Source organism: Enterobacter sp. BIDMC 30 (assembly GCF_000534355.1).
Taxonomy (GTDB): domain Bacteria; phylum Pseudomonadota; class Gammaproteobacteria; order Enterobacterales; family Enterobacteriaceae; genus Enterobacter; species Enterobacter ludwigii.
The window spans coordinates 4,701,709-4,716,365 of record NZ_KI973169.1; the positions used below are offsets into that span (position 1 = coordinate 4,701,709).

A 14,657-nucleotide genomic window follows, 5' to 3' on the forward strand; every position below is an offset into this window, starting at 1 on the left:
AGATGCGTTTGAAACCGTTAGTGACCGCGCTCTGTGCTGGCGCGCTGCTTGCCGCAACGCCGTTTGCGCAGGCGAAAGATCTGAAGTCCATCGGCGTGACGGTGGGCGACCTGGCCAACCCATTCTTCGTGCAGATCACCAAAGGTGCCGAGCTGGAAGCGCGCAAACTGGCGGGGGATAACGTCAAAGTGACGCTGGTCTCCAGCGGTTACGATCTCGGCCAGCAGGTGGCGCAGATCGACAACTTTATTGCGGCCAAAGTGGACATGATCATCCTTAACGCCGCGGATTCCAAAGGGATCGGCCCGGCGGTTAAACGCGCGAAAGAGGCCGGGATCGTGGTTGTCGCGGTTGACGTCGCGGCGGAAGGGGCGGATGCCACCATCACCTCCGATAACACCCAGGCGGGGGAAATGGCCTGTAAATACATTACTGACCGCCTGAAAGGCAAAGGCAACGTGGTCATCATCAACGGGCCGCCAGTGTCCGCGGTGCAAAACCGCGTCGAAGGCTGCCAGACCGAGTTCAAAAAACATCCGGATATCAAGGTGCTCTCTGATAACCAGAACGCCAAAGGTAGCCGTGAAGGCGGTCTGGAAGTGATGACCTCACTGCTGGCGGCCAATCCGAAGATCGACGGCGTGTTCGCGATTAACGATCCGACGGCGATCGGTGCCGATCTGGCGGCAAAACAGGCCCAACGCAATGAATTCTTTATCGTTGGCGTAGACGGCAGCCCGGACGGCGAGGAAGCGCTTAAGCGTGAGAACTCCCTGTTTGTCGCGACGCCGGCTCAGGATCCGCAGGTAATGGCGGCAAAAGCGGTTGAGATCGGCTATGACATTCTGCAGGGCAAACCTGCGCCTAAAGAGCCTGTGCTGATCCCGGTGACGATGATCGATAAAAAGAACGTCGGATCCTATAAGGGGTGGACAGTGAAGTGATGTAGTGCGGTTTGATGCCCTCACCCTGATCTTCTCTTCGCGGGAGAGTTGGGGTGAGGCCTGACATAGCGTCCAGGGGGCCCCATGAAACGCTCCGAAATCAATGAAATCCTTGGCCACACGCGGCAGTTCTTCTCCATGCACGATGTGCATCTCCCTCCCTTTGCCAGTTTTCCGCCGACGAAATGGCAGCAGCTTGACCCGGCCGCCTGGCAGGAAGTGTTTGATCTCAGGCTTGGCTGGGACGTAACGGCATTCGGCAGCGACCATTTTGCCGCACAGGGGCTAACGCTCTTTACCCTGCGCAATGGCTCACCGAACGGCGTGCCCTATGAAAAGTGCTATGCCGAAAAAATCATGCACGTCCGGGATGGTCAGGTGACGCCCATGCATTTTCACTGGCGTAAACGGGAAGACATCATCAACCGTGGCGGCGGAAACCTGATCGTCGAGTTATGGAATGCCGGCGCACATCAAGAACCTGAAAATACCGACGTGACCGTTACCCTCGACGGCTGTCTGCAGACCCACGCGCCCGGCAGTCAGTTACGCCTGCAACCCGGGGACAGCATCTGCCTCCCCCCCGGCCTGTACCACAGTTTCTGGGGCGAACGCGGTTTTGGCGACGTACTGGTGGGGGAAGTGTCATCGGTGAATGACGATGAACACGATAACCATTTTTTACAGCCCATTGCCCGCTATAACAATATCGAGGAAGACGAACCGGCGGTGCTGGTGTTGTGCAACGAGTACAACCTGTTTCGGAAATAAGGAGTAAATAATGCCATTGATTTCTCTTGCCGACGGTCTTGAGCACGCCAGGAAACACCGCTACGCGCTCGGCGCGTTTAACGTTCTCGACTCCCATTTTTTGCGCGCGCTGTTTGCTGCCGCGAAACAGGAACGCTCGCCGTTTATCATTAATATTGCGGAAGTCCACTTTAAGTATGTCTCCCTGGAGTCGCTGGTCGAAGCGGTCAGGTTTGAAGCCGCCCGTCATGATATTCCGGTGGTGCTCAACCTCGATCACGGCCTGCATTTCGAGGCGGTGGTACGTGCGCTGCGCGTAGGCTTCAGCTCCGTGATGTTTGATGGATCCACTCTGAGCTACGAAGAAAACATTCGCCAGACGCGGGAGGTGGTGAAGATGTGCCACGCGGTTGGCGTATCGGTAGAAGCGGAGCTGGGTGCGGTAGGCGGTGACGAAGGTGGCGCGTTGTATGGCCATGCGGATGAAGCGTTGTTTACGGACCCGCTGCGGGCGCGCGAGTTTGTCGATGCCACCGGCATTGATGCGCTGGCGGTCGCCATTGGCAACGCGCACGGTAAATACAAAGGCGAGCCAAAACTCGATTTCCCTCGTCTGGACGCCATTCGCCAGAAGACCGGCCTGCCGTTGGTCTTACACGGCGGCTCCGGCATCAGCGATGCCGATTTTCGTCGCGCCATCGAACTGGGGATCCATAAAATCAACTTTTATACCGGCATGTCACAGGCCGCGCTCTCCGCCGTTGAGCAACGGATGGCAAAACGTCAGCCTCTGTACGATGAATTTGCAGAACTGTTGCTGGGCATAGAGGAGGCGATTACCGATACGGTCGCCGCGCAAATGCGCATCTTTGGCAGCGCGGGGCAGGCATAATGGAACGTAAAGGGATTATCGCCGCCGGCAATATGCTGGTGGATCATGTCCACCAGATTGTGCAATGGCCGGAGCGCGGCTGGCTGGCGGAGATTACCCACAGCGAACGTTCAACCGGCGGTGCGCCGCTGAACGTCCTGCTGACGCTGGCCAAAATGCACGTTGGCCTGCCGCTGCAGGCCGTCGGCCTGATTGGCGAAGATAGCGACGGCGATTACATCCTGGCGATGCTCGACCAGTATCACGTCAACCGCCAGCGGGTGCAGCGCACGACCTTTGCGCCAACCTCTATGTCACAGGTTATGACCGACCCCAGCGGGCAGCGCACTTTTTTCCACTCCCCGGGCGCCAACCGTCTTCTGGATCTGCCCGCCTTCGACCGCCTCGACGGCGCGATGAAGATTTTCCATCTCGGCTACCTGTTACTGCTCGACAGCCTGGATATGCCCGATGACGAGTACGGCACCCGCAGCGCACGGCTGCTGGCCCAGATGCGCGATCAGGGGTATGAAACCTCGCTCGATCTGGTCTCGCGAAAGGGTGACCCGCGCTATCAGCCGCTGGTCCTCCCTGCCCTGCGCCATCTTGATTATCTGGTCATCAACGAACTGGAAGCCGGCGAGTTTAGCGGGCTGGAAATGCGCGACGAGAACGATGCCCCGCACATTGCCCATATCGCGGAAGCCGCCTCACAGCTTCTGGCGGCTGGGGTGCGTCAGCGGGTGGTGATCCACTGTCCGGAAGGGGCGTGGGGGTTAACACCGGACGATGAAGGGCGTTGGATCCCCTCCTGGTTGCTGGAGCGGGAAGAGATTATCGGCAGCGTCGGGGCGGGTGATGCCTTCTGCGCAGGCTTCTTATACGGCTGCCATGAAGCGTTGCCGCTGATCGAGAGTATTTATCTGGCCCATGCCTGCGCGCGGGCAAGCCTGCTGGCTGCGAACGCCATTGATGGGGCAAAAACGCTGGCCGAGCTGCAGCTGTTTATTAAAGAGAATATTTAAGCCGCTTTCTCGCTGTGAGACACATCGGCAGCAAAGACGTAGCCCAGCCCCCGGACGGTTTTAATGAGTGCGGGCTGATGCGGGTTGGCTTCTATTTTACGGCGCAGGCGCATGATCAACACATCGATTGTGCGGTCGAACACCTCGGCACTTTCGCTGTGCGTCAGCTCAAGCAGTTGTTCCCGGCTGAGCACCCGCCGGGCGTTCTGGGTGAGCGCCAGCAGCAGACCATATTCTCCCTGGGTCAACGGTACGGGGTTACGCTGCGGATCGCTGAGTTCACAGCGGGAGGTATCCAGCGTCCAGCCATTGAACGTCACGCCCGCCACGCGTGGCACCGGGGTGTCTGCGGCCAGCGCCCCGGTACGGCGAAGCACGGCTTTAACCCGAGCAACCACCACGCGCGGGTTAAACGGTTTGCCAATATAATCGTCGGCCCCCATCTCCAGCCCCACCACCACGTCTGACTCACTGCCCAGCCCGGTCAGCATCACCACCGGCAGCTCCGGACGTTGCTTTTGCAGGTGCAGTAATACCTGCAGGCCGTTGATATCCGGCAGCATCATATCCAGCAGGACAAGGGCGATGTGTGGCTCATGCTGAACCAGACTCAGCGCGTCCTGGCCGTTATGGCAGACGAGCACGCTAAAGACGTGCTCACTCAGCACATCCTGCAGCAGCTCGCAGACTGCGGTATCGTCATCAACCACCAGAATCGCCGGTTTCATCGCATGCTTCCATCAGGGGATTATGTTAAGTCTGAACTATTCTGCCGTCGGCTCCAGCCAATTTGACTTTTACATGACGGAATTACAACCCATGTCACATCCACTGCCCATTCGACACGTCAATTTTGACGATTGGCTGTTTTTCGTCAGGGTTTTGCCCCTCTGTTGGCCGTAAAGTCTGCTGATACCCACAATAAAAACATGGCATAGAAGCTGCATAGTGGGGCGTAAGCATTGATTAACTGGAGCAGACTGATGAAAAAAGTCGTCACGGTTTGCCCTTATTGTGCCTCGGGTTGCAAGATCAACCTGGTGGTCGATAACGGCAAAATCGTCCGGGCGGAGGCCGCCCAGGGGAAAACCAACCAGGGCACGCTGTGCCTGAAAGGCTACTACGGCTGGGATTTTATTAACGATACCCAAATCCTTACCCCACGCCTGAAAACCCCTATGATCCGCCGCGAGCGCGGTGGCAAGCTGGAAGCCGTCTCCTGGAGCGAGGCGCTGGATTATGTCGCCACGCGCCTGAGCGCCATCAAAGCCAAGTATGGCCCGGATGCGATCCAGACTACCGGCTCTTCACGCGGTACTGGTAATGAAACCAACTATGTAATGCAAAAATTCGCGCGCGCCGTTATTGGTACCAATAACGTCGACTGCTGCGCTCGCGTCTGACACGGCCCATCGGTTGCAGGTCTGCACCAGTCGGTCGGTAACGGCGCTATGAGTAATGCGATCAACGAGATAGATAACACCGATCTCGTGTTTATTTTTGGCTATAACCCGGCGGATTCTCACCCTATCGTCGCGAACCACGTGATTCGCGCCAAACAGAATGGGGCGAAAATCATCGTCTGCGATCCGCGCAAAATTGAAACGGCACGTATTGCGGATATGCACATTGCACTGAAAAACGGCTCGAATATCGCGCTGTTGAATGCGATGGGCCACGTCATTATTGAGGAGAATCTCTACGACCAGGCGTTCGTCGCGACCCGTACGGAAGGGTTTGACGAGTATCGGAAAATTGTCGAAGGCTACACGCCGGAGTCCGTCGAAGCGATAACCGGCGTAAGCGCGCAAGAGATCCGTCAGGCAGCGCGGATGTACGCCGGAGCGAAAACCGCGGCCATTTTGTGGGGCATGGGCGTCACCCAGTTCTATCAGGGCGTGGAAACCGTACGCTCCCTGACAAGCCTCGCGATGCTGACCGGAAATCTGGGCAAACCGCATGTGGGCGTGAACCCGGTACGTGGTCAAAACAACGTGCAGGGTGCATGTGACATGGGCGCACTGCCGGATACCTATCCGGGCTATCAGTACGTTAAGTTCCCGGAAAATCGTGAGAAATTCGCGAAGGCCTGGGGCGTGGAGAGCCTGCCGGAACATACCGGGTATCGCATCAGCGAGCTGCCGCACCGTGCGGCGCACGGTGAAGTGCGTGCCGCCTACATTATGGGTGAAGATCCGCTGCAGACCGACGCCGAGCTGTCAGCGGTGCGTAAAGGCTTTGAGGATCTCGAACTGGTGATTGTCCAGGACATCTTTATGACCAAAACCGCGGCGGCGGCGGATGTGATTTTACCGTCAACATCATGGGGCGAGCATGAAGGTGTTTACACGGCGGCAGACCGCGGCTTCCAGCGCTTCTTCAAAGCGGTGGAGCCGAAGTGGGATCTGAAAACCGACTGGCAGATCATCAGCGAAATCGCCACCCGCATGGGTTATCCGATGCACTACAACAACACCCAGGAAATCTGGGACGAGTTGCGCAAACTGTGTCCGGACTTCACCGGTGCCACCTATGAGAAAATGGGTGAACTGGGGTATATCCAGTGGCCATGCCGCGATGAGTCAGAGGCCGATCAGGGCACGTCGTATCTCTTTAAAGAGAAGTTCGACACCCTGAACGGACTGGCGCAGTTCTTCACCTGCGACTGGGTCGCGCCAATCGATAAACTCACCGATGAGTATCCGATGGTGCTCTCTACCGTGCGTGAAGTGGGCCACTACTCCTGTCGTTCGATGACCGGTAACTGCGCTGCGCTGGCGGCACTGGCGGATGAACCGGGCTATGCGCAGATCAACACCGCTGACGCAGAGCCTCTGGGCATTGAAGATGAAGCCCTGATCTGGGTGCACTCGCGTAAAGGACGCATCATTACCCGTGCGCAGGTCAGCGACCGACCTAACAAAGGAGCGGTCTATATGACCTACCAGTGGTGGATTGGTGCCTGCAACGAACTGGTGACGGAGAACTTAAGCCCGATAACCAAAACGCCGGAGTATAAGTACTGCGCCGTACGCGTGGAGCCGATTGCTGACCAGCACGCCGCGGAACAGTATGTGATTGACGAATATAGCAAGCTGAAAGCCAGACTGCGTGAAAGCGCGTTGGGTTAATGCCGTTAATTAATCGATGAATAAAAGGGGGTGACTTATTCACCCCTTTTTTATTTCTTAATAAGCTATTTATATTATCAATATATATTGTGCACGCTGCCCCGCAGCAATAATGTCATTAGCACCGAAATAAATACCCGGCTTTGTATTTTAATTCAGTGAGAGAATCTCCCCCGCGAGCGTCTAATGCCCTCTTTCACAAGCATTATTGTGAGACGAAACGCGGCGGACACCGGGAAATGTTCCTTCACCTTTACCGCGCCCGTTTTTTTCTTCTGCGACGACGATTATACTGCGCGGCGTGTACCCAGATGATAAGAATCCATGAAATCAATTTTTCTGATGTTGTTATTTTTTACGTCACTCGTCCACGCGGATGAGATTGGCAGCCAGTACAAGCAACAGGCGGAAGCGGGTGACGCCCGCGCCCAGTATTACCTTGCCGATACCTACTTCAGTTCCGGCGACAGCAAGCAGGCCGCGCAGTGGGCAGAGAAAGCAGCAAAAGGGGGCGATGTCGACGCCATGGCGTTGTTATCGCAAATCCAGTTTACACAGGGCGATTACGCGCAGGCCAAAGCGCTGGCGCAGCAGGCCACTATCGCCGGCAGTAAACGCGGCGCAATTATGCTGGCACGCGTGCTGGTCAACACCCAGGCAGGGAAAACTGACTATCCACAGGCCATCGCACTGCTGCAAACGGCAACCGAAGATATCGACAACGACTCCGCGGTGGATGCGCAAATGCTGCTGGGGATGATTTATGCCAACGGCGTTGAGGTGGCGCAGGACGACGTCAAAGCCGCGTCGTGGTTCAAACGCAGCTCCTCCCTTTCGCGTACGGGTTACGCGGAGTACTGGGCCGGAATGCTGTTCCAGCAGGGCGAGAAAGGCTTTATAACGCCGAATAAGCAGAAAGCGCTCTACTGGCTGAACCTGAGCTGTACCGAAGGATTTGATACGGGATGTGAAGAATTTGACGCGTTGAGTGGGGAGTAAAGTCTCTTACACGGCACTCTCTTTTGGCAGAGAGGGAATGCGAAAAGGCCGGGTTAACCCCGGCCTTTTTATTTTACTGGTCTGCGGTCTTATCAAAACGACCCAGCACTTCGCGTTCATACGCCAGCGCTTTTTTACGGTCGAATTTGTGCTCCCACTTAGCGATAACCAGCACCGCCAGGGCGTTACCCACCACATTCAACGCCGTACGCGCCATGTCGAGGATACGGTCGACACCGGCGATAAACGCCAGACCTTCCAGCGGGATCCCTACGCTGCCCAGGGTGGCCAGCAGCACGACAAAGGAGACGCCAGGTACGCCTGCGATGCCTTTTGAGGTCACCATGAGGGTCAGCACCAGCACGATCTCCTGCCACAGAGACAGGTCAATGCCGTACAGCTGAGCAATAAAGATAGCCGCAATACTCTGGTACAGCGTTGAGCCGTCCAGGTTAAAGGAGTAGCCGGTTGGCACCACAAAGCTGGTAATCGACGCCGGCGCGCCGTAGGCCTCCATCTTCTCGATAATACGCGGCAGTACGCTTTCAGAGCTTGCCGTGGAGTACGCGAGAATCAACTCATCTTTGAGAATACGGATCAGGATCCAGATGCTCAGCCCACACAGGCGCGCCACAATTCCCAGCACCACCAGCGCGAAGAACAGGATGGCGAAGTGAACCAGAATCACCAGCTTCGCCAACGGCCACAGGGAGGCGAAACCGAAGTTCGCCACGGTTACCGCGATAAGCGCAAACACCCCAACCGGCGCGTAGCGCATCACCATGTGAGTCACTTTGAACATGGTTTCAGAAATTGAGCGGAACACGGTGACCAGCGGTTCACGGTGCGTGGCAGGCAGGGAGGAGAGACCCAGACCAAACAACACCGAGAAGAAGATGATCGGCAGCATCTCGCCCTTCGCCATGGAAGCCACGATGTTGGTCGGCACCAGCGAAAGGATGGTTCCCATCAGGCCATGCGCGTGGCTCTGTACTTCAGCGGTAGTGCTTTGATATTTCGAAATATCCACCGTCGCCAGCTGCGACATATCGATCCCGGATCCTGGCTGGAACACGTTCGCCAGTGTGATGCCCAGAATGATGGCAATCGTCGTGATCACTTCGAAATAAAGAATTGTCTTCGCGCCGATACGGCCTAACTGTTTTGCATCCCCCACACCGGCAATGCCGACGACCAGCGTTGAGATAACAATCGGTACGACAATCATCTTGATCAGATGAATAAAGATATCTCCTGCCGGGGAGAGCAGGTTCGCAATCAGCCACTCGCGGCTGTCGCTGTGATAATGCAGGTAACTACCCAGCAGGATACCCAGCACAAGGGCTAGCAAGATTTGCCAGGCCAGGCTGACTTTAACGTTTTTCATAGAAACTGACTTCCTCAATGAAGCGCCCTATTCACATAAACTGCATGAATATGGATACATACTGAAAGGGTATGAATTGTGTTGCGTTGGTTTATGGGATTTTTTAACGCGGCGTATGAGTATCATTTGCGCGGCATGTTGCGCAAGCCTTAAAGAACGGCATATTTCGCTGCAAAAAGCGGTCATGACGTGAGTTTGTCACAATTCCCATCAATAACTTTTTGTTATAAAAAGGCTTTTTTAATGGAATTTGTGAATAATCGGCACGGTGAATTATTTTCCTTCAAAGTTTCATTCGCTCATTTTTCATACTCTTCAAACAATGCGTGATCTGTAGCCCAAATAATAAACAAAGCTTGTAAAGCCCCTACTATTAACGTTTTTGCGACATATTATTAACATCTTACAAGGAGAAAAAAAGCCATGAGCCAAGTACATAAACACGACATTCCCGCAAACATTGCGGACCGTTGCCTGATAAACCCGGAGCAGTACCACGAGAAGTATCAGCAATCCGTCTCCAGCCCGGACGTCTTCTGGGGTGAGCAGGGCCATATTCTTGACTGGATTAAACCTTATCAGAAGGTGAAGAACACCTCCTTTGCGCCCGGCAACGTCTCCATTAAATGGTACGAAGACGGCACGCTGAACCTGGCAGCAAACTGTCTTGACCGCCACCTTGCCGAACGCGGTAATGAAACGGCCATTATCTGGGAGGGTGACGACGCCTCTCAAAGCAAACACATTACTTATAAAGAACTGCACCGCGACGTGTGCCGCTTTGCCAACGTTCTGCTGGAAAGGGGCATTAAAAAAGGCGACGTGGTGGCTATCTATATGCCAATGGTGCCTGAAGCGGCAGTAGCCATGCTGGCCTGCGCGCGCATCGGTGCGATTCACTCGGTGATTTTTGGCGGCTTCTCACCGGAAGCGGTAGCCGGACGTATTGTCGATTCCAGCTCGAAACTGGTGATCACGGCCGATGAAGGCGTGCGCGCTGGCCGTGGCATTCCCCTGAAGAAAAACGTCGATGAAGCGCTGAAAAATCCGAACGTGAAAACCGTCAGCAACGTCATCGTCCTCAAGCGTACCGGCGGCAAGATCGACTGGAATGAAGGACGCGACCTGTGGTGGAGCGATCTGATTGAAAAAGCCAGCGACCAGCATCAGCCGGAAGAGATGAACGCGGAAGATCCACTGTTTATTCTTTACACCTCCGGCTCAACCGGCAAACCGAAAGGCGTGCTGCACACCACCGGCGGCTATCTGGTCTATGCCGCTACCACCTTCAAGTACGTATTCGACTACCATCTGGGCGACATTTACTGGTGTACTGCCGACGTAGGCTGGGTCACCGGTCACAGCTACCTGCTTTACGGCCCGCTGGCCTGTGGTGCCACTACGCTGATGTTTGAAGGCGTACCGAACTGGCCAACGCCGGCACGCATGTGTCAGGTGGTCGACAAACACAAGGTCAATATTCTCTATACCGCCCCAACGGCGATCCGCGCATTAATGGCGGAAGGCGATAAGGCCATTGAAGGCACTGACCGCTCTTCGCTGCGCATCCTCGGTTCCGTTGGCGAGCCCATCAACCCGGAAGCCTGGGAGTGGTACTGGAAGAAAATCGGCAACGAAAAATGCCCGGTGATGGACACCTGGTGGCAGACCGAAACCGGCGGCTTTATGATCACCCCTATGCCGGGTGCGACGCAGTTAAAAGCCGGTTCAGCAACTCAACCGTTCTTCGGCGTACAACCTGCGCTGGTGGATAACGAAGGTAATCCGCTGGACGGGGCCACCGAAGGCAATCTGGTGATCACCGATTCCTGGCCGGGCCAGGCGCGTACCCTGTTCGGCGACCACGAGCGCTTTGAGCAGACTTACTTCTCCACCTTTAAAAACATGTACTTTAGCGGTGACGGCGCCCGGCGTGACGAGGACGGTTATTACTGGATAACCGGGCGCGTGGACGATGTGCTGAACGTCTCCGGCCACCGTCTGGGTACCGCGGAGATTGAATCCGCGCTGGTATCTCATCCGAAGATCGCCGAAGCCGCCGTCGTCGGAATCCCACACAACATTAAAGGCCAGGCGATTTACGCCTACGTCACGCTGAATCATGGCGAAGAGCCGTCACCAGAGCTGTATGCCGAGGTGCGCAACTGGGTACGTAAAGAGATTGGCCCGCTTGCCACGCCGGACGTGCTGCACTGGACCGACTCTCTGCCGAAAACCCGCTCAGGCAAAATTATGCGCCGCATATTGCGCAAAATCGCAGCCGGTGACACCAGCAACCTCGGTGATACCTCAACGCTTGCCGATCCTGGCGTGGTGGAAAAACTGCTCGAAGAGAAGCAGTCCATCGCAATGCCATCGTAACGCGATCCCCCCTCTCCCCCCCGGGAGAGGGAATAAAAAAACCTCCCCTATAAATACTTCTGGAGACCTCTGATGAATAACGATATTTGTCAGCAGATAGAGAATAGTGCGCACTACAGGGAGCTCGTGGATAAACGGCAACGGTTTGCCTTCTTACTTTCCATCATCATGCTGATTATTTACGTCGGCTTTATTCTGCTGATTGCCTTTGCCCCACACTGGCTCGGTACGCCGCTGCACGCGGGCACCAGCGTCACGCGCGGAATTCCGATTGGGATTGGCGTGATAATCATTTCGTTTGTGCTGACCGGCGTGTACGTCTGGCGCGCCAATGGCGAATTCGATCGTCTTAACAGAGCAGTCCTGGCAGAGGTAAAAGCATCATGAAGAGAGTCCTGACGGCGCTTGCCGCCACACTTCCCTTTGCCGCCAACGCCGCTGATGCCATCACCGGCGAGGTACAGCGCCAGCCAACCAACTGGCAGGCGATTATCATGTTCCTGATTTTCGTGCTGCTGACGCTGTACATCACGTACTGGGCCTCGAAACGCGTGCGCTCCCGTAATGATTACTACACCGCAGGCGGCAACATTACCGGTTTTCAGAACGGGCTGGCGATTGCAGGCGACTTTATGTCCGCCGCCTCCTTCCTCGGTATCTCCGCGCTGGTGTACACCTCCGGCTACGATGGTCTGATTTACTCCCTCGGCTTCCTTGTGGGCTGGCCGATTATTTTGTTCCTGATCGCAGAACGCTTGCGCAACCTGGGCCGCTATACCTTCGCAGACGTGGCCTCCTACCGGCTGAAGCAGGGGCCGATTCGTACCCTCTCCGCCTGCGGCTCGCTGGTGGTGGTCGCGCTGTATCTGATTGCGCAGATGGTCGGCGCGGGTAAATTGATCGAACTGTTGTTCGGCCTGAACTACCACATCGCGGTGGTGCTGGTGGGTGTGCTGATGGTGATGTACGTCCTGTTCGGCGGCATGCTGGCCACGACCTGGGTGCAAATCATCAAAGCGGTCCTGCTGCTGTTCGGCGCCAGCTTTATGGCCTTTATGGTCATGAAACACGTCGGGTTCAGCTTCAATAATCTGTTCACTGAAGCGATGGCGGTACACCCGAAAGGGGAAGCGATCATGAGCCCTGGCGGGCTGGTGAAAGACCCTATTTCTGCGCTTTCGCTCGGTCTGGGTCTGATGTTTGGTACGGCAGGCTTGCCACACATCCTGATGCGTTTCTTCACCGTGAGCGATGCGCGTGAAGCGCGCAAAAGCGTCTTCTACGCCACCGGCTTTATGGGTTACTTCTACATCCTGACCTTTATCATTGGTTTTGGCGCCATCATGCTGGTGGGGGCGAATCCGGCGTTTAAAGACGCGGCGGGCGGGCTGATTGGCGGTAACAACATGGCGGCAGTGCATCTGGCCGACGCGGTAGGCGGTAATCTGTTCCTTGGCTTTATCTCGGCCGTGGCCTTCGCCACCATCCTCGCGGTGGTTGCCGGGCTGACGCTGGCGGGTGCGTCTGCGGTATCGCACGACCTCTATGCCAACGTTATCCGCAAAGGGGCAAGCGAACGTGATGAGCTGAAAGTCTCGAAAATCACCGTGCTGGTGCTGGGCGTGGTCGCTATTCTGCTGGGGATTTTGTTCGAGAAGCAGAACATCGCCTTTATGGTGGGGCTGGCCTTCTCCATTGCGGCAAGCTGTAACTTCCCTATCATCCTGCTCTCCATGTACTGGTCAAAACTGACCACCCGTGGGGCGATGATTGGCGGCTGGCTGGGGCTTTTGACGGCCGTGATTCTGATGGTCCTTGGCCCGACGATTTGGGTACAGATCCTCGGTCACGAAAGCGCTATCTTCCCGTATGAATACCCGGCGCTGTTCTCCATTGCCGTGGCGTTTATTGGTATCTGGATCTTCTCCGCGACCGATAACTCGCCGGAAGGTAACCTGGAGCGTGAGAAATTCCGCGCCCAGTTTATCCGCTCACAAACGGGTCTGGGCGTCGAGCAAGGCCGCGCGCACTAACCTCGTCTCCCCGGCTTTATCGGCCGGGGAAATCAGAACATCACCCACGCCACCAGCGGTGCAATCAATACCATCACCACGCCCGAGAGCATCATCACCAGGCTTGCCACCACCCCTTCCTGCTGCCCGAGTTCATACGAACGTGCCGTTCCCGCACCGTGCGATGCCGCGCCAAATCCCGCCCCTTTCGCCATTCCTTCACGGATCGACAGCCGCAAAAAAAGCATGTCGCCAACCGCCATCCCGAAGACGCCCGTCACGACCACAAATAACGCGACCAGATCCGGCTGTCCGCCGAGCGGCTTGGCCGCGGCCAGCGCAAACGGGGTGGTGACCGAACGGACGGCCAGGCTACGCTGAATTTCATCGGGCAGCGTAAACAGCCGGGCCAGCCAGACGGAACTGCAGACCGCCACCACCGTGGCCGTGATCACGCCAGCGCTGAGCGACATCCAGTGGCGTTTGATGATCGCCAGGTTGTCATACACCGGTACCGCAAAGGCAATGGTCGCAGGCCCCAGTAGCCACAGCAGCCAGTGGGATTCCCCAATGTAGTTCTGCCAGGAGATATGCCCGAAGACCAGCATCAGGACCAGCAGGATCGGCGTGAAGACCAGCGGCATCAGCGGCAGCGCGTGAAAACGGCGATACAGCCGTTTATTGGCAAAGTAGATCGCCAGGGTGGCAATCAGGCACAACACGCTTATCTGGAAGTTAGTCATGCTTTTGCCTGCTGATTTCAAACCGATACACTTTATCAACCACCCAGGCGGTGGCCCCCAGCACCATCAGCGTGCTCAGCGCAATGACCGCGAAGATGCGCCAGCCATCTACCCTCAGCAGTTGCGCATAGTTCACCACCGCGACCACGGCAGGCACAAAGAACAGCAGCATCTCCGCCAGCAGCCAGCGCGCGCCGGCGCGTACCCAGTTGAGGGGGATAACACGGCAGAGGATAAGCGTCAGCATCAGTACCATTCCGACCAGGTTGGCAGGCAGCGGCAGATGCAACCAGTTGACAAGATATTCCGCGAAAACAAACAGTCCCGCATAAAGCAGTACCTGAACCGGTACCTGAAGTCGTTGCACAACGGCAGGCGTAACACGGCTTAACGCCACGGCCATGGGGGTTTTC

At 56.2% G+C, this 14,657-nt stretch carries 13 protein-coding genes; 9 read left to right on the forward strand and 4 right to left on the reverse strand.

Going from position 1 to position 14,657, the window contains the following annotated elements; all coding sequences use genetic code 11:
- Positions 1-2: 2 nt before the first annotated feature.
- From L466_RS00370 to L466_RS00355, 4 genes are all read left to right on the forward strand, one after another.
- A complete protein-coding gene (locus L466_RS00370; protein ID WP_014168243.1) occupies positions 3-944 on the forward strand; it encodes an ABC transporter substrate-binding protein in 942 nt (313 codons plus the stop codon).
- 84 nt (positions 945-1,028) lie between these two features.
- Positions 1,029-1,715 (forward strand): D-lyxose/D-mannose isomerase, encoded by a 687-nt coding sequence (locus L466_RS00365; protein ID WP_032681905.1) that lies wholly within the window; start codon positions 1,029-1,031, stop codon positions 1,713-1,715.
- Positions 1,716-1,725: 10 nt separating this feature from the next.
- Positions 1,726-2,586 carry a ketose 1,6-bisphosphate aldolase gene (locus L466_RS00360; RefSeq protein WP_032681907.1) on the forward strand — a complete coding sequence of 287 codons (861 nt, stop codon included), beginning with the start codon at positions 1,726-1,728 and terminating at the stop codon, positions 2,584-2,586.
- Positions 2,583-3,590, forward strand: coding sequence for a carbohydrate kinase family protein (locus L466_RS00355; RefSeq protein ID WP_151712590.1), 1,008 nt, complete (start codon positions 2,583-2,585; stop codon positions 3,588-3,590). Before L466_RS00360 ends, L466_RS00355 begins: the two co-directional genes overlap by 4 nt.
- Here L466_RS00355 and L466_RS00350 read toward each other — a convergent pair.
- A complete protein-coding gene (locus tag L466_RS00350; protein WP_014168239.1) occupies positions 3,587-4,318 on the reverse strand; it encodes a response regulator in 732 nt (243 codons plus the stop codon). The two genes, L466_RS00355 and L466_RS00350, sit on opposite strands and share 4 nt — an antisense overlap.
- 255 nt (positions 4,319-4,573) lie before the next feature.
- On the opposite strand from L466_RS00350, the gene fdhF reads away from it, so the two are divergent.
- Both fdhF and L466_RS00335 read left to right on the forward strand, forming a co-directional pair.
- On the forward strand, positions 4,574-6,721 hold the full coding sequence (fdhF, locus tag L466_RS00340; RefSeq protein WP_081750655.1) for a formate dehydrogenase subunit alpha: 2,148 nt from the start codon (positions 4,574-4,576) through the stop codon (positions 6,719-6,721).
- A 324-nt stretch (positions 6,722-7,045) separates the two neighbouring features.
- Positions 7,046-7,720 (forward strand): tetratricopeptide repeat protein, encoded by a 675-nt coding sequence (locus L466_RS00335; RefSeq protein ID WP_014168236.1) that lies wholly within the window; start codon positions 7,046-7,048, stop codon positions 7,718-7,720.
- A 73-nt stretch (positions 7,721-7,793) separates the two neighbouring features.
- On the opposite strand, the gene gltP is transcribed toward L466_RS00335, so the two are convergent.
- A complete protein-coding gene (gltP, locus tag L466_RS00330; RefSeq protein ID WP_013095082.1) occupies positions 7,794-9,107 on the reverse strand; it encodes a glutamate/aspartate:proton symporter GltP in 1,314 nt (437 codons plus the stop codon).
- A gap of 423 nt (positions 9,108-9,530) precedes the next feature.
- On the opposite strand from gltP, the gene acs reads away from it, so the two are divergent.
- The 3 genes from acs to actP all read left to right on the forward strand — a co-directional run bounded on the left by acs (position 9,531) and on the right by actP (position 13,522).
- Positions 9,531-11,489 (forward strand): acetate--CoA ligase, encoded by a 1,959-nt coding sequence (gene acs, locus L466_RS00325; RefSeq protein WP_032681910.1) that lies wholly within the window; start codon positions 9,531-9,533, stop codon positions 11,487-11,489.
- A 72-nt stretch (positions 11,490-11,561) separates the two neighbouring features.
- A complete protein-coding gene (locus L466_RS00320) occupies positions 11,562-11,876 on the forward strand; it encodes a DUF485 domain-containing protein (RefSeq protein WP_014168233.1) in 315 nt (104 codons plus the stop codon).
- Entirely contained in the window at positions 11,873-13,522 is a 1,650-nt protein-coding gene (gene actP, locus L466_RS00315; RefSeq protein WP_025206383.1) for a cation/acetate symporter ActP, read from the forward strand. Before L466_RS00320 ends, actP begins: the two co-directional genes overlap by 4 nt.
- A gap of 32 nt (positions 13,523-13,554) precedes the next feature.
- Here the strand turns inward: actP and L466_RS00310 are convergent, their stop codons facing one another.
- Positions 13,555-14,244, reverse strand: coding sequence for an LrgB family protein (locus L466_RS00310; RefSeq protein WP_023310063.1), 690 nt, complete (start codon positions 14,242-14,244; stop codon positions 13,555-13,557).
- Positions 14,237-14,647: a CidA/LrgA family protein gene (locus L466_RS00305; RefSeq protein ID WP_032679393.1), complete on the reverse strand. Its 411-nt coding sequence runs from the start codon at positions 14,645-14,647 to the stop codon at positions 14,237-14,239. The genes L466_RS00310 and L466_RS00305 overlap by 8 nt, the downstream gene beginning before the upstream one ends.
- Positions 14,648-14,657 lie beyond the last annotated feature (10 nt).

Excerpts from the sequence above, each read along its gene's own strand:
- L466_RS00370 (WP_014168243.1), top strand. The coding sequence starts at position 3 with ATGCGTTTGAAACCGTTAGTGACCGCGCTCTGTGCTGGCGCGCTGCTT.
- L466_RS00365 (WP_032681905.1), top strand. The coding sequence starts at position 1,029 with ATGAAACGCTCCGAAATCAATGAAATCCTTGGCCACACGCGGCAGTTC.
- L466_RS00360 (WP_032681907.1), top strand. The coding sequence starts at position 1,726 with ATGCCATTGATTTCTCTTGCCGACGGTCTTGAGCACGCCAGGAAACAC.
- L466_RS00350 (WP_014168239.1), bottom strand. The coding sequence starts at position 4,318 with ATGAAACCGGCGATTCTGGTGGTTGATGACGATACCGCAGTCTGCGAG.
- L466_RS00335 (WP_014168236.1), top strand. The coding sequence starts at position 7,046 with ATGAAATCAATTTTTCTGATGTTGTTATTTTTTACGTCACTCGTCCAC.
- gltP (WP_013095082.1), bottom strand. The coding sequence starts at position 9,107 with ATGAAAAACGTTAAAGTCAGCCTGGCCTGGCAAATCTTGCTAGCCCTT.
- acs (WP_032681910.1), top strand. The coding sequence starts at position 9,531 with ATGAGCCAAGTACATAAACACGACATTCCCGCAAACATTGCGGACCGT.
- L466_RS00320 (WP_014168233.1), top strand. The coding sequence starts at position 11,562 with ATGAATAACGATATTTGTCAGCAGATAGAGAATAGTGCGCACTACAGG.
- actP (WP_025206383.1), top strand. The coding sequence starts at position 11,873 with ATGAAGAGAGTCCTGACGGCGCTTGCCGCCACACTTCCCTTTGCCGCC.
- L466_RS00310 (WP_023310063.1), bottom strand. The coding sequence starts at position 14,244 with ATGACTAACTTCCAGATAAGCGTGTTGTGCCTGATTGCCACCCTGGCG.
- L466_RS00305 (WP_032679393.1), bottom strand. The coding sequence starts at position 14,647 with ATGGCCGTGGCGTTAAGCCGTGTTACGCCTGCCGTTGTGCAACGACTT.